We start from the raw sequence: 20,046 nt of genomic DNA, 5'->3' as shown, positions 1-20,046 counted from the left end.
ATTTACGAAAAAACATGTTAAAATAGAAATATAAGAAGGTACCTCATTGCCTGAGGTACCTTCACTTATGATGTTTTTAGGGAGGGATACTGTCTTAATGGAACAGTTATCAGTAAACAGAAGGCAGTTTCAAATTCTTCTGCAGCAGATTAATATGACAGATGATACCTTCATGACATACTTTGAAGATGGCGAGATTAAAAAATTGACGATCCACAAAGCGTCAAAGTCTTGGCATTTTCATTTTCAATTTAAATCTTTGCTGCCGTTCCAAATATATGACACATTAACAACAAGGCTGACGCAATCGTTTGCCCACATAGCAAAAGTTACATCTTCAATTGAAGTGCAGGATGCCGAGATCAGTGAGAGTCTAGTTCAAGATTACTGGTCACGCTGTATTGAAGAATTGCAAGGCATTTCGCCGCCGATTATCAGTCTTTTAAACCAGCAAAAACCGAAGCTGAAGGGCAATAAACTGATTGTCAAAACAAAAACAGACACAGAAGCAGCTGCCCTTAAGAACAAATATAGTTCCATGATTCAAGCAGGCTACCGTCAATTTGGTTTTCCGGATCTTCAGCTTGATGCCGACATATTTGTATCCGAGCAAGAAGTTCAAAAGTTCCGTGAGCAAAAGCTTGCAGAAGACCAAGAGCGGGCTATGCAGGCCTTGATTGAAATGGAGAAGAAAGATAAAGAAAGTGATGAAGATCAAGTGCCGTCTGGTCCGCTTGTCATCGGTTACCAAATTAAAGATAACGAAGAAATCCGGACGCTTGACAGCATCATGGACGAAGAACGGAGAATTACAGTCCAGGGTTACGTGTTTGATGTGGAGACCCGAGAACTGAAAAGCGGACGAACTCTATGCATCTTCAAGATTACAGACTATACAAACAGCATTTTAATTAAAATGTTTGCACGTGAAAAAGAAGACGCGGCACTGATGAAGTCTCTGAAAAAAGGAATGTGGGTAAAAGCACGCGGAAGCATTCAAAATGATACCTTCGTCAGAGATCTCGTCATGATCGCAAATGATGTAAACGAAATGAAAGCTAAAACCCGTGAAGATTCAGCACCTGAAGGAGAAAAAAGAGTGGAATTGCACCTGCATTCTCCTATGAGTCAAATGGATGCTGTTACGGGAGTTGGAAAGCTAGTTGAACAGGCGAAAAAATGGGGGCATGAAGCTATCGCTTTGACTGACCATGCTGTCGTGCAATCCTTCCCTGATGCGTATTCTGCTGCCCAAAAGCATGGCATCAAAATGATCTACGGGATGGAAGCGAATTTGGTTGATGATGGCGTGCCGATTGCTTATAATGCTGCACATCGTCTGCTCGAGGAAGAAACATATGTTGTTTTTGACGTGGAGACGACAGGGCTGTCTGCTGTATACGATACGATTATTGAGCTGGCTGCAGTAAAAGTAAAAGGCGGAGAAATTATTGATAAATTTGAGGCGTTTGCGAACCCTCATCGCCCGCTTTCCGCCACAATCATAGAGCTGACTGGCATCACTGATGATATGCTTCGCGACGCTCCCGATGCTGTAGATGTGATAAGAGATTTCAGAGAGTGGATCGGCGATGACATCCTTGTCGCTCATAATGCGAGCTTTGATATGGGATTCTTAAACGTAGCCTATAAAAAGCTTCTTGAAGTCGAGAAAGCTAAAAACCCAGTCATTGATACGCTTGAGCTTGGACGTTTTCTCTATCCAGAATTTAAGAACCACCGGTTGAATACGCTCTGTAAAAAGTTTGATATCGAACTCACACAGCATCACCGTGCGATCTACGATACCGAAGCAACTGCTTATTTGCTCTTGAAAATGCTGAAGGACGCAGATGAAAAAGGCATTCAGTATCATGACGAGCTGAATGAAAATATGGGGCAGTCCAACGCTTATCAAAGGTCAAGACCGCATCATGCAACATTGCTTGCTGTCAACAGCACAGGGCTTAAAAATTTATTTAAACTTGTGTCACTTTCCCATATTCATTATTTTTACAGAGTGCCTCGTATCCCGAGATCTCAGCTTGAGAAATACAGGGAAGGGCTTCTGATCGGTTCGGCTTGTGACAGGGGAGAGGTTTTTGAAGGAATGATGCAAAAGTCGCCTGAAGAGGTTGAAGATGTCGCGTCATTCTATGATTATCTTGAGGTTCAGCCTCCTGAAGTATACCGTCACTTGCTGGAGCTTGAACTCGTCCGAGATGAAAAATCGCTGAAAGAAATCATTGCAAATATCACGAAACTGGGTGAAAAGCTAAACAAACCGGTTGTTGCTACAGGAAATGTTCATTACTTGAATGATGAGGATAAAATCTATAGAAAGATTTTAGTATCCTCTCAAGGCGGAGCCAATCCGCTTAACAGGCATGAACTGCCGAAAGTGCATTTCAGAACGACAGACGAAATGCTTGAGGCATTTTCTTTCTTAGGCGAAGAAAAAGCGAAGGAAATCGTTGTCACCAATACCCAAAAGGTTGCTTCTTTAATCGATGACATCAAGCCGATTAAAGATGATTTGTATACACCGAAAATCGAAGGCGCGGATGAAGAGATCAGAGAAATGAGCTACAAGCGTGCAAAAAGTATTTACGGCGAACAGCTGCCTGAAATTGTCGAAGCGCGGATTGAAAAAGAATTAAAAAGTATCATTGGACACGGCTTCGCTGTTATTTACTTAATCTCTCACAAACTTGTTAAACGTTCACTGGATGACGGGTATCTCGTAGGCTCCCGTGGTTCCGTAGGATCTTCATTAGTTGCGACACTTACTGAAATCACTGAGGTGAACCCGCTGCCGCCGCACTATGTTTGCTCTGAGTGTCAGCATTCTGAGTTCTTTAATGATGGTTCTGTCGGTTCCGGTTTTGACCTGCCTGACAAGACATGTCCGCATTGCGGAACGCCTTTGAAAAAAGACGGCCATGATATTCCGTTTGAAACGTTCTTAGGATTTAAAGGGGATAAAGTACCTGATATTGATTTGAACTTCTCAGGGGAATATCAGCCGCAGGCGCATAATTACACAAAAGTATTGTTTGGCGAAGACAATGTATATCGAGCGGGAACAATAGGCACAGTTGCAGAAAAAACAGCCTACGGCTATGTCAAAGGCTATGCCGGAGATCATAATCTTCACATGCGCGGAGCCGAAATCGATCGGCTCGTACAGGGGTGTACAGGTGTAAAACGTACAACCGGTCAGCACCCTGGTGGGATTATCGTTGTTCCGGATTATATGGATATTTATGATTTTTCACCGATTCAGTTCCCGGCAGATGCCACAGGTTCAGAGTGGAAAACGACGCATTTTGATTTCCACTCCATCCATGACAACCTGTTAAAGCTGGATATTCTCGGACACGATGACCCGACCGTCATTCGGATGCTTCAAGACCTAAGCGGAATTGATCCGAAAACAATTCCAACCGATGATCCTGAAGTGATGAAGATCTTTCAGGGAACCGAGTCGCTTGGTGTGACACAAGAACAGATCGGCTGTAAAACAGGAACTCTTGGAATCCCTGAATTCGGAACTCGATTTGTCCGGCAGATGCTAGAAGATACAAAGCCGACAACCTTTTCCGAGCTCGTTCAGATTTCAGGCTTGTCTCACGGAACCGATGTATGGCTCGGCAACGCGCAGGAACTCATCCACAATAACATTTGTGAGCTGAGTGAGGTTATCGGCTGCCGTGATGACATTATGGTTTATTTAATCTATCAAGGGCTTGAACCGTCCCTTGCCTTTAAAATCATGGAGTTTGTGCGTAAAGGAAAAGGACTAACACCTGAATGGGAAGAAGAAATGAGAAATAACAATGTCCCGGACTGGTATATTGATTCTTGTAAAAAGATTAAATACATGTTCCCGAAAGCCCACGCTGCAGCCTATGTATTAATGGCAGTCCGGATTGCTTACTTTAAAGTGCATCACGCGCTTCTGTATTATGCGGCTTATTTTACCGTTCGTGCAGACGATTTTGATATCGATACAATGATCAAGGGCTCTACAGCAATCAAGGCGGTAATGGAGGATATTAACTCGAAGGGGCTTGATGCTTCACCGAAGGAAAAAAACCTTCTCACTGTGCTAGAATTAGCGCTTGAAATGTGTGAGAGAGGATTTTCATTCCAAAAAGTCGATTTGTACCGCTCAAGCGCTGCAGAGTTTGTGATTGACGGCAACAGTCTTATCCCGCCGTTTAACTCCATTCCTGGATTAGGGACGAATGCCGCTCTGAACATTGTAAAGGCTCGTGAAGAAGGTGAATTTCTTTCAAAAGAAGATTTGCAAAAAAGAGGAAAAGTGTCAAAAACGATTCTAGAGTATTTAGATCGTCATGGCTGTCTCGAATCACTGCCTGATCAAAACCAACTGTCACTGTTCTAACATGTAAAGCAGAATTTCTCTGGAAATTCTGCTTTTATGCATACATAAGCACAAAAAATGCCATCGTAATATTAGGGTTTCTGTCATTAGCTTAGCCATGAAGGTAAGCGCATATCCATTTGCAATAAAAATATGGTTATGGTATAGTTTTATTGGAAATGCTAACGATTACCGAGGCAAAGAGTGGGGAAACCCGCTCTTTTGTATTGAACAGGAGAATTTTGTCTCGACATGTTCATCGTTTACTTTTTAGCCCCTGCTCTTCTGAAGCAGGGTTTTTATGCAGAGTGACGAGATGAATATGATATCGACAGCACAAGGAGGAAGAACATGAGCAAAAAAGTGACTGACACCGTTCAAGAAATGGCTCAGCCAATCGTAGACAGCCTTCAGCTGGAACTCGTTGACATTGAATTTGTCAAAGAGGGTCAAAGCTGGTTCCTTCGCGTGTTTATTGATTCCGATGACGGTGTGGATATTGAGGAATGTGCCAAAGTAAGTGAAGCTTTAAGCGAAAAGCTTGATGAGGCAGACCCAATCAGCCAAAATTACTTTCTTGAAGTCTCATCTCCTGGAGCTGAGCGTCCGCTAAAGAAAAAAGCCGATTTCGAAAAATCACTTGGGAAAAATGTGTATATTAAAACGTATGAGCCTATAGAGGGCGTAAAAGTGTTTGAAGGTGAACTGGCTGAATTTGATGGACAAACAGTGACAGTTGAGATCACGATCAAAACAAGAAAGAAACGGATCAATATTCCGTATGAAAAGATAGCTAGTGCAAGATTAGCTGTTACATTTTAATGAATACAAATGTTTTAAGGGGGGAGACCGTTAAATGAGCAGTGAATTATTAGATGCTCTCACGATTCTTGAAAAAGAAAAAGGCATCAGTAAAGAAATTATCATTGAAGCAATCGAAGCTGCGTTAATTTCTGCTTATAAGCGGAATTTTAATCAAGCGCAAAATGTACGGGTGGATTTAAACCGTGATACAGGCTCCATCCGCGTATTTGCAAGAAAAGATGTCGTTGACGAGGTATACGACCAAAGACTGGAGATTTCTATTGAAGAGGCGCAAGGCATCCATCCGGAATATGTGGTCGGCGATGTCGTTGAAATCGAAGTCACACCTAAGGACTTCGGCCGCATAGCTGCTCAAACAGCGAAGCAGGTCGTCACACAACGTGTGCGTGAAGCTGAGCGCGGTGTGATATATACTGAATTTATCGACCGGGAAGAAGACATCATGACAGGTATCGTTCAGCGTCTGGATAATAAGTTTATCTATGTGTCTTTAGGCAAAATTGAAGCTTTGCTGCCGGTTAATGAGCAAATGCCGAATGAAAGCTACAAGCCTCATGACCGCATTAAAGTGTATATCACAAAAGTAGAAAAAACGACGAAGGGCCCGCAGATTTATGTGTCAAGAACACACCCAGGCCTGTTAAAGCGTTTGTTTGAAATCGAAGTGCCTGAAATTTATGATGGAACTGTCGAGCTAAAATCTGTTGCCAGAGAAGCTGGAGACCGGTCGAAAATTTCTGTCCGCACAGATGATCCTGACGTGGATCCTGTCGGTTCATGTGTAGGACCTAAAGGCCAGCGTGTTCAGGCAATCGTCAATGAATTAAAAGGTGAAAAAATTGACATTGTCAACTGGTCTAATGATCCTGTAGAATTTGTCGCGAATGCGCTCAGCCCTTCGAAAGTGCTGGAAGTCATCGTTGATGAAGAAGAAAAAGCGACAACTGTTATTGTTCCTGATTACCAGCTGTCTCTGGCGATCGGCAAAAGAGGACAAAACGCACGCTTGGCTGCTAAACTGACAGGCTGGAAGATTGATATTAAGAGCGAAACGGACGCAAGAGAACTTGGAATCTATCCGAGAGAACTTGAAGAAGACGATGAGCCGCTCTTTACGGAGCCTGAAACTGCTGAATCGGATGAATAAGAGGTGACCTTAGGTGAATAAACACAAAAAGATCCCGTTACGCAAATGTGTAGTGACTGGTGAAATGAAGCCTAAAAAGGAACTGATCCGAGTTGTACGTTCAAAAGAAGGCGATGTCTCAGTAGACCCGACTGGAAAAAAGAACGGGCGAGGTGCATATGTAACGCTGGATAAAGAGTGTATCTTAGCTGCAAAAAAGAAACACACTTTACAAAATCAATTTCAATCACAAATCGATGACCAGATTTTCGAAGAATTGCTGGAGCTGGCGGAAAAGGTGAAAAAATAAAATGTCTGGAATGGAATGGTTTCCCTTGCTGGGTCTGGCCAATCGAGCTCGTAAGGTCGTGTCAGGCGAGGACTTGGTCATAAAAGAAATCAGGAATGCGCGTGCTAAGCTTGTCCTGCTTACAGAGGATGCATCATCTAACACAGCGAAAAAAGTAACCGACAAGTGCAATTATTATAAAGTTCCTTATAAAAAAGTCGAGAGTCGCGCGGTTCTTGGACGCTCCATCGGTAAAGAAGCCCGTGTCGTTGTCGCCGTCACTGACCAAGGTTTTGCGAATAAGCTAATCAGCTTGCTCGATTAATATTTTTGGGGGTGAACGAATGGCTAAAATGAGAGTATATGAATATGCAAAAGCGTTAAATGTTTCAAGTAAGGAAATTTTGACCGCACTGAAAAACATGGATTTAGAAGTGAATAATCACATGGCCATGCTTGAAGAAAAGGCCATTAAACAGCTTGATGCCAAATTTAAAAAAAGCGGCGCAGCCGCTGCATCTCAAAAGCCAGCACAAACGAACAAAAACAAACAGCCGCAAGGGATCAATCAGCAATCAGCTGGAAATCAACCAAACAAAATTCGAGACGGAAAGAAGAATGACGTGCAGAATAATCAATTTAACAAAAACAAGAAAAATAACAACAACAAAAAAAATAAACGCAATAACAATAACAATAAAAACCAATATCAGCAAAAGCCTGTAAAGCCGAAAAAAGAGCTTCCTGAGAAAATTACATTCTCCGGAACATTAACAGTCGGCGCATTGGCTGAAGAGCTTGGCAAAGAGCCATCAGAACTCATTAAAAAGCTGATGCTTCTCGGTGTAATGGCAACCATTAACCAAGAGCTTGATAAAGACACAATCGAACTTATTGCATCAGAATATGGCGTTGAAACAGAAGAAGTTATTGTACTTGAAGAAACAGAGCTGGAAAAATACGAAGAGCCTGATAAAGAAGAGGATCTTGAAATCCGTCCTCCTGTCGTTACGATCATGGGGCACGTTGACCACGGGAAAACGACGCTTCTTGACAGCATCCGCAAAACGAAAGTTGTTGAAGGAGAAGCTGGCGGGATCACTCAGCATATCGGTGCTTACCAAATTGAAGAAAACGGGAAGAAAATTACGTTTTTGGATACCCCGGGGCACGCCGCATTTACAACGATGCGCGCACGCGGTGCAGAAGTAACTGATATTACAATTCTCGTTGTTGCTGCCGATGACGGTGTCATGCCGCAAACAGTAGAAGCGATTAACCACGCAAAAGCAGCTGAGGTTCCAATCATCGTTGCTGTGAATAAAGTTGATAAAGAATCCGCAAACCCTGACCGTGTGATGCAAGAATTGACGGAATACGGACTTGTTCCTGAAGCTTGGGGCGGCGAAACAATTTTTGTTCCTCTTTCCGCGTTAACTGGAAAAGGCATTGATGAACTCGTTGAAATGATTTTACTTGTCAGTGAAGTAGAAGAACTGAAAGCGAACCCGAATCGCCAGGCAAAAGGAACGGTGATTGAAGCACAACTTGATAAAGGCAGAGGTTCAGTTGCGACATTGCTCGTACAGACTGGAACACTGCATGTCGGTGATCCAATCGTAGTCGGCAACACATTTGGCCGTGTCCGTGCAATGGTTAACGACATTGGACGCCGTGTGAAAACTGCCGGTCCGTCAACTCCGGTCGAAATTACCGGTTTAAATGATGTCCCTCAAGCGGGCGACCAATTCCTTGTCTTTAAAGATGAAAAAACAGCTCGTTCTGTCGGGGAAGCCCGTGCTTCGAAACAGCTTGAAGAGCAGCGCAGTGATAAAGCGAAGCTCAGTCTTGATGACTTATTCGAGCAAATTAAACAAGGTGATGTAAAAGACATCAACCTCATCGTAAAAGCTGACGTTCAAGGATCTGCTGAAGCTTTAACGGCTGCGCTTCAAAAAATTGAAGTAGAAGGCGTTAAAGTAAAAATCATCCATACAGGCGTTGGTGCGATTACTGAATCTGACATTATCCTGGCATCTGCTTCCAATGCAATTGTTATCGGGTTTAATGTGAGACCGGACGGAAATGCTAAGAGTACGGCTGAAGCTGAGAATGTAGATATTCGACTTCACCGTATCATTTACAAAGTCATCGATGAAATTGAAGCTGCCATGAAAGGTATGCTTGATCCTGAATATGAAGAAAAAGTAATTGGTCAAGTAGAAGTGCGCCAAACATTCAAAGTATCTAAAATCGGTACCATTGCCGGCGGATATGTTACTGAAGGAAACATTACTCGCGACAGCGGTCTCCGGTTAATTCGTGACGGCGTTGTCATCTTCGAGGGTGAAGTCGACGTTCTGAAACGTTTTAAAGATGATGTGAAAGAAGTTTCACAAGGCTATGAATGTGGTATTACAATTAAGAAATACAATGACATTCGTGAAGGTGACATCATTGAAGCGTTTGTCATGCAAGAAATTGAAAGAAAGTGATCGGATTTGCGGAGTGTGAATGCATCATTTATGACGCAGGATCGCTAAAGGAAAAGCGTGCCGTTCTGAAGCGGATTTTAACCAGGGTTCAAAACAAGTTCAATGTTTCGATTTCAGAAATTGACTATCAGGACACATGGCAAAGGACCAGCTTCGGAATCGCCGCTGTTTCTTCCTCTCGCGTTCAAACAGAAAAAGAACTGCAGCGCGTCCTAGCGTTTATCGATTCTTTTCCTGAAATTGAACGGACGATCACTAGAACAGAGTGGTTTTAACTTAGAGGTGATTGAAATGAGTATGAGAGCAAACCGTGTTGGCGAGCAAATGAAAAAAGAACTCGGTGACATTATCAGCCGCAAGCTGAAAGATCCGAGAATTGGTTTTCTGACAGTAACAGATGTACGTGTATCAGGTGATTTGCAAATTGCAAAGGTGTATATCTCGGTTCTCGGCGACGAGAAAAAACGAGAGGATGCGCTGAAAGGGCTGGCCAAAGCGAAAGGATTCATCCGCTCCGAAATCGGCAGCCGCATCAGACTTCGAAAAACACCTGAAATTGAATTTGAGTTCGATGAATCAATTGATTACGGAAATCGTATCGAAACATTGATTCACGAAATCCATTCAGAGAATCCATCTGAATAAAAATGGAGAGGATAGGCGTATATCGTCTGTCCTCTTTTCTGCGTTTTGAAGAGAACAGTGAAAAGAAGGAGTGAAAGACAAATGGTTAACGGAGTTCTCCTTTTACATAAACCAATTGGCATGACATCGCATGACTGTGTCATGAAGATCCGAAAACTGTTAAAAACAAAAAAAGTAGGGCACACGGGAACGCTTGATCCAGAAGTATCAGGCGTGCTGCCGATATGTGTGGGAAGAGCGACAAAAATTGTCGAATACTTAACTGAAAAGTCTAAAACGTATGATGCGGAAATCACGCTTGGTTTTTCAACAACAACAGAGGATCAAACGGGTGAAACGGTTGAAACAAAGCCTGTTAACCAAAACGTTGATAAAGCCGAAGTGGAAAAGGTGTTAAACAGTTTAAAGGGGAAACAAGAACAAATTCCTCCTATGTATTCTGCGGTAAAAGTAAATGGCAAAAAGTTATATGAGTACGCAAGAGCAGGGATTGAAGTGGAACGCCCGAAACGTATGATTACTATTGAAGACATTACCCTGACGACAGAGATTAATCATAACGGAGAAACTGCGAGCTTCCGATTTCAAGTGACCTGCTCCAAAGGAACTTATGTAAGAACACTGGCGGTTATGATCGGTGAAAAGCTCGGATATCCGGCTCATATGTCTCATTTAATCCGTACGGCATCGGGAGATTTTTCACTTGATGAATGCTTTACCTTTGAAGAACTGGAAGCACAGGTTCAATCTGAAACCGTTGGCGAGCATATCGTTCCTATTGAGCGTGCGCTCAATCATTTGCCGAAATGGATGATAAGTGATACATTAGCTAAGAAAGTAGAAAACGGGGCTTTGCTAGAGTTGCCCGAGCAGTTTTCTGAAATGACAAGCGAAGACCGTATAGCTGTTTTTACTGAATCCGGAAGCTGTTTGGCGATCTATTTCCCCCATCCAGCAAAAAAAGGGCTGTTAAAACCGGCAAAAGTATTGATGCAAAAAAGCGAACAATAGAAAAAAGGTGACCGTTCTGTGAAGACGATACATATTACACATCCTCATCATTTAATAAAAGAGGAGCAGGCAAAGTCTGTGATGGCGTTAGGTTATTTTGACGGCGTTCATCTTGGACATCAAAAGGTAATCGGCACAGCGAAGCAAATCGCCGAAGAAAAGGGACTGGCTTTAGCTGTGATGACCTTTCATCCTCACCCTTCTCATGTATTGGGACGGGATCAGGAGCCAAAGGATTTGATTACGCCTCTGGAAGATAAAATAAACCAGATTGAACAATTAGGCGCAGAGATTTTGTATGTTGTTACATTTAATGAAGTATTTGCTTCTCTTTCTCCTAAGCAGTTTGCAGACCAGTATATTATCGGTCTGAATGTACAGCACGCAGTGGCGGGCTTTGATTTTACGTACGGCAAATACGGCAAAGGAACAATGGAAACCATGCCGCATGATTTAGACGGAAAAGCAGCGTGCACAATGGTGGAAAAATTAACGGAGCAAGATAAAAAAATCAGCTCCTCATATATCCGTACTGCGCTTCAAAACGGGAACGTTGAATTGGCGAATGTCCTGCTTGGAAAGCCTTATTTTATAAAAGGAATTGTCATTCACGGTGATAAAAGAGGACGGACCATCGGATTTCCGACAGCAAATGTCGGTTTAAATGACAGCTATATCGTTCCGCCGACAGGTGTATATGCCGTAAAAGCGGAAGTGAATGGTGAAGTCTTTGATGGCGTTTGTAATATCGGCTATAAGCCGACGTTTTATGAAAAACGTCCGGATCAGCCCTCCATCGAGGTCAATCTGTTTGAGTTCGATCAGGAGATATACGGAGCTGCTATAAAAATCGAATGGTATAAACGGATTAGAAGCGAGCGGAAATTTAATGGCATCAAAGAATTAACAGAGCAAATTGAGAAAGATAAACAGGAAGCTATCCGATATTTCAGCAATTTGCGGAAATAACATACAACGCACACAAATTTTATTCTAAAATATTTGCATATAGGCATGATTTTTAGTATGATAGTTTTCGTAGTCTTAAAACCATTGCTTGGCAATCCGAAGTCACCGACGGTTGCTAGGTAACTGGGGCTAAATATAATTTGGAGGTGAAACAGGATGGCAATTACTCAAGAGCGTAAAAACCAACTCATCAGTGAGTTCAAAACACACGAATCTGATACTGGATCTCCAGAAGTTCAGATCGCTATCCTAACTGACTCAATTAACAATTTGAACGAGCATTTACGTACTCATAAGAAAGACCACCACTCACGTCGCGGTCTTCTAAAAATGGTAGGTAAGCGTCGTAATCTTCTTACGTATCTGCGTAATAAAGACGTAACTCGTTATCGTGAGTTAATTAACAAACTAGGCTTACGTCGATAATCGTAAAAAGCGGGAGGATTCCCGCTTTTTTATCGTATTAAAGCGAAAATTATGATAACAAATCATTGAAATCCTTTTACATACTACTTTGACATTGATATGTTCAATTCATTTCGTTCATAATAGGAGTAATTGATTATTTCACACAACGAAGAGAGGAGTTCTTAATCGTATGGGACAAGAAAAACATGTCTTTACCATAGATTGGGCCGGAAGAACGCTTACCGTTGAAACCGGCCAGCTTGCCAAACAGGCAAACGGTGCTGTGATGATCCGCTACGGCGATACAGCAGTACTTAGTACAGCAACCGCTTCAAAAGAACCAAAGCCGCTTGATTTCTTCCCGCTTACTGTAAACTATGAAGAAAGATTATATGCAGTAGGGAAAATTCCGGGCGGATTTATTAAAAGAGAAGGACGTCCAAGTGAAAAAGCGATTCTTGCGAGCCGTTTAATCGACCGTCCGATCCGTCCATTGTTTGCCGATGGATTCCGTAATGAAGTGCAAGTCATCAGCATTGTCATGAGTGTTGATCAAGACTGCTCTTCTGAAATGGCTGCCATGTTCGGTTCATCTCTCGCTCTTTCTGTATCGGATATTCCGTTTGAAGGACCGATTGCAGGGGTTACTGTCGGGCGCATTGATGACCAATTTATCATTAACCCAACAGTTGATCAGCTTGAGAAAAGCGACATCAACCTTATCGTTGCCGGCACAAAAGATGCCATTAACATGGTAGAGGCGGGAGCGGACGAAGTTCCTGAGGAAATCATGCTTGAAGCTATTATGTTCGGCCATGAAGAGATTAAACGCCTGATTGCATTCCAAGAAGAAATTGTAGCAGCAGTCGGTAAAGAAAAATCAGAAATTGCACTTTATGAAATTGATGAAGCGCTTAGTGAAAAAGTAAAAGCTTTAGCGGAAGAAGATCTGCTGAAAGCTATCCAGGTTCACGAAAAGCATGCCCGCGAAGCTGCCATTAATGAAGTGAAAAAGACTGTTGTGGCAAAATTCGAAGACGAAGAGCATGATGAAGATACACTTAAGCAAGTGAAGCAGATTTTATCTAAGATGGTAAAAAATGAAGTGCGCCGCCTGATTACTGAAGATAAAGTAAGACCGGACGGCCGCGGCGTTGATCAAATCCGCCCGCTTTCTTCTGAAGTCGGTCTTTTGTCAAGAACACACGGATCAGGTCTGTTTACAAGGGGACAAACACAGGCCCTCAGCGTATGTACGTTAGGTGCTCTAGGGGATGTGCAAATCCTTGACGGTTTAGGTGTTGAAGAGTCAAAACGATTTATGCACCATTACAATTTCCCTCAATTCAGTGTTGGAGAAACAGGGCCAATGCGGGGACCGGGACGCCGTGAAATCGGGCATGGAGCACTGGGTGAGCGTGCGCTTGAGCCAGTTATTCCGTCTGAAAAAGACTTCCCTTATACTGTCCGTCTTGTATCAGAAGTGCTTGAATCAAACGGTTCTACGTCTCAAGCAAGTATTTGCGCCAGCACACTTGCAATGATGGATGCCGGTGTACCAATTAAAGCGCCGGTTGCTGGTATCGCGATGGGTCTTGTCAAATCAGGCGAACATTACACTGTTCTGACTGATATTCAAGGCATGGAAGACGCACTCGGAGATATGGACTTTAAAGTAGCCGGAACAGAAAAAGGTGTAACAGCACTGCAAATGGACATTAAAATTGAAGGCCTTTCCAGAGAAATTCTTGAAGAAGCGCTTCAGCAGGCGAAAAAAGGAAGAATGGAAATCCTGAACAGCATGCTTGCGACTTTAGGTGAATCAAGAAAAGAGCTTTCTCGCTATGCACCTAAGATTTTCACAATGGCTATTAATCCTGATAAAATTCGCGACGTCATCGGACCAAGCGGAAAACAAATCAATAAAATCATCGAAGAAACCGGTGTTAAAATTGATATTGAGCAGGACGGCACGATCTTTATTTCTTCTACAGATGAAAGCAGTAACCAAAAAGCGAAAAAAATCATCGAAGACCTTGTCAGAGAGGTTGAAGTCGGCCAGCTTTACCTCGGTAAAGTAAAACGAATCGAAAAATTCGGAGCTTTCGTTGAAATTTTCAGTGGAAAAGACGGTTTGGTGCACATTTCAGAGCTTGCGCTTGAACGCGTAGGAAAAGTGGAAGATGTTGTGAAAATCGGAGACGAGATTCTTGTGAAAGTCACTGAAATTGATAAACAAGGACGAGTCAATTTGTCCCGTAAAGCGGTTCTCCGTGAAGAGAAAGAAAAAGAAGAGCAACAATCACAATCTTAAATGAAAACATAAAAAGGAGCCTGGGAGACCCGGCTTCTTTATTTTGAAGCTTTAACAAAACAGGCGGGTTCTACCTTGTCCTTCTCTTTCATAATGTGAGATGAGGGGGGACTGACATGTACAAAAAATTTGTACCGTTTGCCGTTTTTTTATTTCTTTTTTTTGTTTCATTTGAGATGATGAAAAGTCCGCATGCACTTGATTATATTGGGGCAATGAAAAAAGATACGGTGACTGTCACGGCGTCCAAAGACCCGTTATATGAAGAATTGCTTGAAAAAGCGCCGGAGTATGAAGTTAAGCCCCAGAATGCAGTGATTGATAAAGTGTGGAAAAGGATTCCCGGCTATAATGGACTGAAGGTTAATATTGAGCAATCATATAAAAAAATGAAAAAGCATGGCGAGTTTCGGGAAAACGACCTGGTGTACAGCCAAGTAAAACCAAGCATTCACCTTGATTCTCTTCAGCCTGATCCTATTTATAAAGGAAATCCTGACAAACCGATGGTGGCTTTTTTAATTAATGTAGCGTGGGGGAATGAATATTTAGAAAAAATGCTCCCTATTCTGCAAAAGCACCAAGTGAAGGCTACGTTCTTTTTAGAAGGCAATTGGGTGAGAAACAATGAACGGCTCGCTAAGAAAATTGCGGAAGACGGACATGAAATCGGAAATCATTCATACAATCATCCGGATATGAGCAAACTGACTACAGGAAGAATTTCCGAGCAGCTTGACAAGACAAATCAGCAAATAGAGCAAACAATTGGTGTTAAGCCAAAGTGGTTCGCTCCGCCAAGCGGAAGTTTCCGAAAAGCGGTTGTCGACATTGCAGCCGAGAAACAGATGGGAACAGTCATGTGGACAGTTGATACGATTGATTGGCAAAAACCCGCTCCGCCTGTACTTCAAACGAGGGTGTTAAGCAAGATACATAATGGTGCCATGATCTTAATGCATCCGACTGACTCTACAGCCGAAAGTCTTGAAGCGCTGATTACAAAGATAAAAGATAAAGGATACGCGCTTGGAACAGTCACTGAACTAATGGATGAAACAAGACTGTTAAAGTAACAAATGCAGGCAGCTTGTCTTTGAATAGGAGGAACAAATTTGATTAAACGATATACGTGTCAAAATGGTGTAAGAATTGTGCTGGAAAATAACCCCACAGTCCGATCTGTCGCGATCGGTGTATGGATCGGCACAGGTTCGCGGCACGAAACGCCGGAAATAAACGGGATTTCTCACTTTTTAGAGCACATGTTCTTTAAAGGGACGAGCACAAGATCTGCACGTGAAATAGCAGAATCTTTTGATCGTATTGGCGGTCAGGTCAATGCGTTTACCTCAAAGGAATATACCTGCTACTATGCAAAGGTGCTTGACGAGCATGCGAATTACGCGCTGGATGTATTAGCAGATATGTTCTTTCATTCAACATTTGATGAAAACGAGCTGAAAAAAGAAAAAAATGTTGTCTATGAAGAAATTAAAATGTATGAAGACGCGCCAGACGACATTGTGCATGATTTACTGAGCAAAGCTACTTACGGGAATCATTCTTTAGGATATCCAATTCTGGGCACAGAAGAAACGCTTGCTTCCTTTAACGGCGATTCTCTCAGACAATACATGCACGATTACTACACACCGGACCGAGTAGTCATTTCGGTAGCGGGAAATATTTCTGAAAGTTTTATTAAAGATGTAGAAAAATGGTTCGGATCATACGAGGCGAAAGGCAAAGCGACAGGCCTTGAGAAACCGGAGTTCTATACGGAAAAACTGACGAGAAAAAAAGAAACAGAGCAGGCTCATTTGTGCCTCGGATTTAAAGGTCTTGAGGTTGGCAATGAACGCATCTATGATTTAATTGTCCTGAATAATGTGCTCGGAGGCAGCATGAGCAGCCGGCTGTTCCAAGATGTCCGCGAAGATAAAGGTCTCGCTTATTCTGTATACAGTTATCACAGCTCTTATGAAGACAGCGGAATGCTTACCATTTACGGCGGAACCGGTGCAAATCAGCTTCAGCAGCTGTCAGAAACAATTCAAGAAACCCTCAGTACATTAAAACGCGATGGCATTACCCAGAAAGAGCTGGAAAACAGCAAAGAACAAATGAAGGGAAGCCTGATGCTAAGCTTAGAAAGTACAAACAGCAAAATGAGCCGAAACGGAAAAAATGAACTGCTTCTGGGCAAACATAAAACATTAGATGAGATCATCAATGAATTAAACGCTGTAAACTTAGAGCGTGTCAACGGTCTTGCCAGACAGCTGTTTACTGATGACTATGCACTGTCACTCATCAGCCCTTCCGGCAATATGCCGTCTTAAAAAGGAAACGCCTGCTCCAAAATGGAGCAGGCATTTTTTTATCCCTTTGATCATACATAGTACAAGGGGGTGACAGACTTGCGGCTCAGTGAATTATCAGGAAAGGAAATTGTGGACATCAAAAAAGCTGAACGGCTGGGAGTGCTCGGCCAGACCGATTTAGAAATCAATGAACAGGATGGCCAGATTACAGCACTCCTCATTCCGACAATGAAGTGGTTTGGTTTGAGAAAACAAGGTCATGATATCCGTGTCCCCTGGCACCATATTCAAAAGATCGGATCAGATATGATCATATTAGACGTACCTGAGGAAATGTCTCCTCGACAAGAGTAAATGAAAAAGCCCAAAAAGACTGTCATGCGGGCTCTCAAGTAAACATCTGAAACATCGGCTCCGACAGCCGATGTTTTTTTATATGAAAAAAGGATGTTTTAATTCACCGGTAAATCCTTTTGATCATAGGATGAAGGGGAGCTTAACAACTAGAGATCCAGTATATACAAAGAAGGTGAACGTTTAGCATGTTAACCGGATTGAAAATGGCAGTTATCGGCGGTGACGCAAGACAGCTCGAAATTATAAGAAAGCTCACTGAACAGCAGGCTGACATCTATCTCGTCGGTTTTGACCAATTGGATCACGGTTTTACCGGAGCAGTAAAATGCAACATTGATGAAATCCCTTTTCAGCAAATAGACAGTATCATTCTTCCAGTATCTGCGACAACAGGAGAAGGTGTCGTATCAACTGTATTTTCGAATGAAGAAGTTGTGTTAAAACAGGAACATCTTGACAAAACGCCTGCACACTGTGTTATTTTCTCAGGAATTGCTAACGCTTATTTAGAAAATATTGCAGAGCGAGCAAACAGAAAACTTGTTAAGCTGTTTGAGCGGGATGACATTGCGATTTACAATTCTATCCCGACAGTAGAAGGAACGATCATGCTGGCTATTCAGCACACGGATTATACGATACACGGATCTCAGGTGGCTGTTCTCGGTTTGGGACGCACCGGGATGACGATTGCCCGTGCATTTGCCGCGCTTGGGGCAAATGTAAAAGTGGGGGCAAGAAGTTCAGCACATCTGGCACGTATCACTGAAATGGGGCTTATTCCTTTTCACACCGATGAGCTGAAAGAGCATGTCAAAGATATAGATATTTGTATTAATACAATACCGAGTATGGTTTTAAATCAAACGGTTATTTCTAATATGACACCAAAAACATTAATATTGGATCTAGCCTCACGTCCCGGAGGAACGGATTTTGACTATGCCGAAAAACAGGGAATTAAAGCACTTCTTGCGCCTGGTCTTCCAGGGATTGTCGCTCCTAAAACAGCCGGACAAATCCTCGCGAACGTCTTAAGTAAGCTTTTGGCTGAATTACAAGCTGAGGAGGGGAAATAAGGATGTCGTTATTAAAAGGAAAAAGAATCGGATTTGGGCTGACGGGATCGCATTGCACATATGAAGCAGTTTTTCCGCAAATTGAGGCGCTCGTCAATGAAGGTGCTGAAGTTCGTCCTGTTGTCACATTTAATGTGAAATCCACCAATACCCGATTTGGAGAGGGAGCAGAGTGGGTTAAAAAAATTGAAGACCTGACGGGATATGAGGCTATCGATTCCATTGTAAAGGCAGAGCCCCTCGGACCGAAACTTCCCCTTGACTGCATGGTCATTGCCCCTTTAACCGGTAATTCAATGAGCAAGCTGGCAAATGCCATGACGGACAGTCCAGTTCTGATGGCTGCAAAAGCGACAATCCGCAACAATAGGCCGGTCGTTCTTGGCATCTCGACAAATGATGCTCTCGGTTTAAATGGAACAAATTTAATGAGGCTCATGTCCACAAAAAATATCTTTTTCATTCCATTTGGGCAAGACGATCCCTTTAAAAAACCGAATTCAATGGTAGCCAAAATGGATCTGCTTCCGCAAACCATTGAAAAGGCGCTCGTGCATCAGCAGCTTCAGCCCATTCTTGTTAAGAATTATCAGGGAAATGACTAAATTTACAGAAAATCTTTCCCGAACTAAAAAATTCGGTCATTACCTGCAAATTCTATGGTAAAATAAAACGTAAAATCATAGTCAAATCAATTCAATGAAGCTGATTGGCGGAAGGAGTTTTACAGATGGGAAGAGGTTTACATGTAGCTGTTGTCGGAGCGACAGGGGCTGTGGGACAACAAATGCTGAAAACACTTGAAGACAGAAACTTTGAAATGGACACACTTACATTGCTATCTTCAAAACGCTCTGCCGGGACAAAAGTTACGTTTAAAGGTGAAGAGCTGACTGTTCAGGAAGCTTCTCCAGAGAGCTTTGAAGGAGTAAATATTGCGTTGTTCAGCGCTGGAGGAAGTGTATCACAAGCATTGGCACCAGAGGCTGTAAAACGCGGCGCTATTGTTATAGATAATACGAGTGCATTCCGTATGGATGAAAATACACCGCTTGTTGTGCCTGAAGTGAATGAGGCAGACTTGCATGAACACAACGGCATCATTGCCAACCCGAACTGCTCTACAATCCAAATGGTTGCGGCTCTGGAGCCGATCCGCAAAGCATATGGCTTAAATAAAGTCATCGTATCAACTTACCAGGCGGTATCAGGAGCGGGGAATGAGGCTGTAAAAGAGCTTTACAGCCAAACACAGGCGATTTTAAACCAAGAAGAAATTGAGCCAGCGATCATGCCTGTAAAAGGGGACGAAAAACACTATCAAATCGCTTTCAACGCGATTCCGCAAATTGACAAGTTCCAAGATAACGGCTATACGTTTGAGGAAATGAAAATGATAAATGAAACGAAAAAAATCATGCACGCGCCTGAGCTTCAAGTAGCGGCTACCTGTGTGAGACTGCCTGTTCAAACGGGACACTCAGAGTCCGTCTACATTGAGGTAGACCGTGATGACGCTACAGTTGAAGATATAAAAAATCTATTAAAAGAAGCACCGGGCGTGACACTTCAGGATGACCCGAGCCAGCAGCTATATCCGATGCCGGCAGATGCCGTCGGCAAAAACGATGTATTTGTAGGCCGCATCCGCAAAGATTTGGACAGAGCAAACGGTTTTCATTTATGGGTTGTTTCTGATAACCTATTAAAAGGCGCAGCATGGAACTCTGTTCAAATTGCAGAAAGCCTGAAAAAATTAAATCTCGTATAAAAGAGTGAATTTCCTAAAGGCGAATAGAAGAGAGTAAGGC

The 20,046-nt window shown here is 42.7% G+C and carries 18 protein-coding genes; all 18 read left to right on the top strand.

Translation table 11 applies throughout. From position 1 onward, the window contains the following. Window positions 1-97: 97 nt before the first annotated feature. On the top strand, window positions 98-4,411 hold the full coding sequence (locus tag AAGG74_RS05405; protein ID WP_429674737.1) for a PolC-type DNA polymerase III: 4,314 nt from the start codon (window positions 98-100) through the stop codon (window positions 4,409-4,411). A 330-nt stretch (window positions 4,412-4,741) separates the two neighbouring features. Next, window positions 4,742-5,212 carry a ribosome maturation factor RimP gene (rimP, locus tag AAGG74_RS05400; RefSeq protein ID WP_162101637.1) on the top strand — a complete coding sequence of 157 codons (471 nt, stop codon included), beginning with the start codon at window positions 4,742-4,744 and terminating at the stop codon, window positions 5,210-5,212. A gap of 34 nt (window positions 5,213-5,246) precedes the next feature. Continuing rightward, on the top strand, window positions 5,247-6,362 hold the full coding sequence (nusA, locus tag AAGG74_RS05395; RefSeq protein ID WP_162101639.1) for a transcription termination factor NusA: 1,116 nt from the start codon (window positions 5,247-5,249) through the stop codon (window positions 6,360-6,362). A gap of 13 nt (window positions 6,363-6,375) precedes the next feature. Further along, a complete protein-coding gene (gene rulR / locus AAGG74_RS05390) occupies window positions 6,376-6,651 on the top strand; it encodes a glucose-induced regulator RulR (RefSeq protein ID WP_162101640.1) in 276 nt (91 codons plus the stop codon). A gap of 1 nt (window position 6,652) precedes the next feature. Continuing rightward, the gene (locus AAGG74_RS05385) at window positions 6,653-6,955 is read left to right on the top strand and encodes a YlxQ family RNA-binding protein (RefSeq protein WP_003220946.1); all 303 of its coding nucleotides are present in this window, start codon (window positions 6,653-6,655) and stop codon (window positions 6,953-6,955) included. A gap of 19 nt (window positions 6,956-6,974) precedes the next feature. Continuing rightward, window positions 6,975-9,125 (top strand): translation initiation factor IF-2, encoded by a 2,151-nt coding sequence (infB, locus tag AAGG74_RS05380; protein WP_162101642.1) that lies wholly within the window; start codon window positions 6,975-6,977, stop codon window positions 9,123-9,125. Continuing rightward, the gene (locus AAGG74_RS05375; RefSeq protein ID WP_114150544.1) at window positions 9,122-9,400 is read left to right on the top strand and encodes a DUF503 domain-containing protein; all 279 of its coding nucleotides are present in this window, start codon (window positions 9,122-9,124) and stop codon (window positions 9,398-9,400) included. Before infB ends, AAGG74_RS05375 begins: the two co-directional genes overlap by 4 nt. 16 nt (window positions 9,401-9,416) lie before the next feature. After that, on the top strand, window positions 9,417-9,770 hold the full coding sequence (gene rbfA, locus AAGG74_RS05370; protein WP_162101643.1) for a 30S ribosome-binding factor RbfA: 354 nt from the start codon (window positions 9,417-9,419) through the stop codon (window positions 9,768-9,770). A gap of 81 nt (window positions 9,771-9,851) precedes the next feature. Continuing rightward, a complete protein-coding gene (truB, locus tag AAGG74_RS05365) occupies window positions 9,852-10,781 on the top strand; it encodes a tRNA pseudouridine(55) synthase TruB (RefSeq protein WP_429674736.1) in 930 nt (309 codons plus the stop codon). An 18-nt stretch (window positions 10,782-10,799) separates the two neighbouring features. Further along, window positions 10,800-11,750 carry a bifunctional riboflavin kinase/FAD synthetase gene (ribF, locus tag AAGG74_RS05360; protein WP_429674735.1) on the top strand — a complete coding sequence of 317 codons (951 nt, stop codon included), beginning with the start codon at window positions 10,800-10,802 and terminating at the stop codon, window positions 11,748-11,750. 156 nt (window positions 11,751-11,906) lie between these two features. Then, window positions 11,907-12,176, top strand: a complete 270-nt coding sequence (gene rpsO / locus AAGG74_RS05355) for a 30S ribosomal protein S15 (protein WP_003154182.1) — start codon at window positions 11,907-11,909, stop codon at window positions 12,174-12,176. 172 nt (window positions 12,177-12,348) lie between these two features. Further along, window positions 12,349-14,472, top strand: coding sequence for a polyribonucleotide nucleotidyltransferase (pnp, locus tag AAGG74_RS05350; protein WP_162101648.1), 2,124 nt, complete (start codon window positions 12,349-12,351; stop codon window positions 14,470-14,472). A gap of 116 nt (window positions 14,473-14,588) precedes the next feature. After that, a complete protein-coding gene (locus tag AAGG74_RS05345) occupies window positions 14,589-15,548 on the top strand; it encodes a polysaccharide deacetylase family protein (protein WP_225494037.1) in 960 nt (319 codons plus the stop codon). A 39-nt stretch (window positions 15,549-15,587) separates the two neighbouring features. Continuing rightward, window positions 15,588-16,817: a M16 family metallopeptidase gene (locus AAGG74_RS05340; protein ID WP_429674734.1), complete on the top strand. Its 1,230-nt coding sequence runs from the start codon at window positions 15,588-15,590 to the stop codon at window positions 16,815-16,817. Window positions 16,818-16,895: 78 nt separating this feature from the next. Further along, on the top strand, window positions 16,896-17,153 hold the full coding sequence (locus AAGG74_RS05335) for a YlmC/YmxH family sporulation protein (RefSeq protein WP_162101654.1): 258 nt from the start codon (window positions 16,896-16,898) through the stop codon (window positions 17,151-17,153). 188 nt (window positions 17,154-17,341) lie between these two features. Then, a complete protein-coding gene (gene dpaA, locus AAGG74_RS05330) occupies window positions 17,342-18,235 on the top strand; it encodes a dipicolinic acid synthetase subunit A (protein WP_429674733.1) in 894 nt (297 codons plus the stop codon). A gap of 2 nt (window positions 18,236-18,237) precedes the next feature. Further along, window positions 18,238-18,840 carry a dipicolinate synthase subunit B gene (dpaB, locus tag AAGG74_RS05325; protein WP_225494036.1) on the top strand — a complete coding sequence of 201 codons (603 nt, stop codon included), beginning with the start codon at window positions 18,238-18,240 and terminating at the stop codon, window positions 18,838-18,840. 125 nt (window positions 18,841-18,965) lie between these two features. Then, window positions 18,966-20,006, top strand: coding sequence for an aspartate-semialdehyde dehydrogenase (gene asd, locus AAGG74_RS05320; protein ID WP_162101660.1), 1,041 nt, complete (start codon window positions 18,966-18,968; stop codon window positions 20,004-20,006). Window positions 20,007-20,046: the final 40 nt, after the last annotated feature.

Source organism: Bacillus mexicanus (genome assembly GCF_050445615.1).
GTDB classification, from domain to species: Bacteria; Bacillota; Bacilli; order Bacillales; family Bacillaceae; genus Bacillus; species Bacillus mexicanus.
This window is presented reverse-complemented; position numbering and strand designations above follow the sequence as displayed.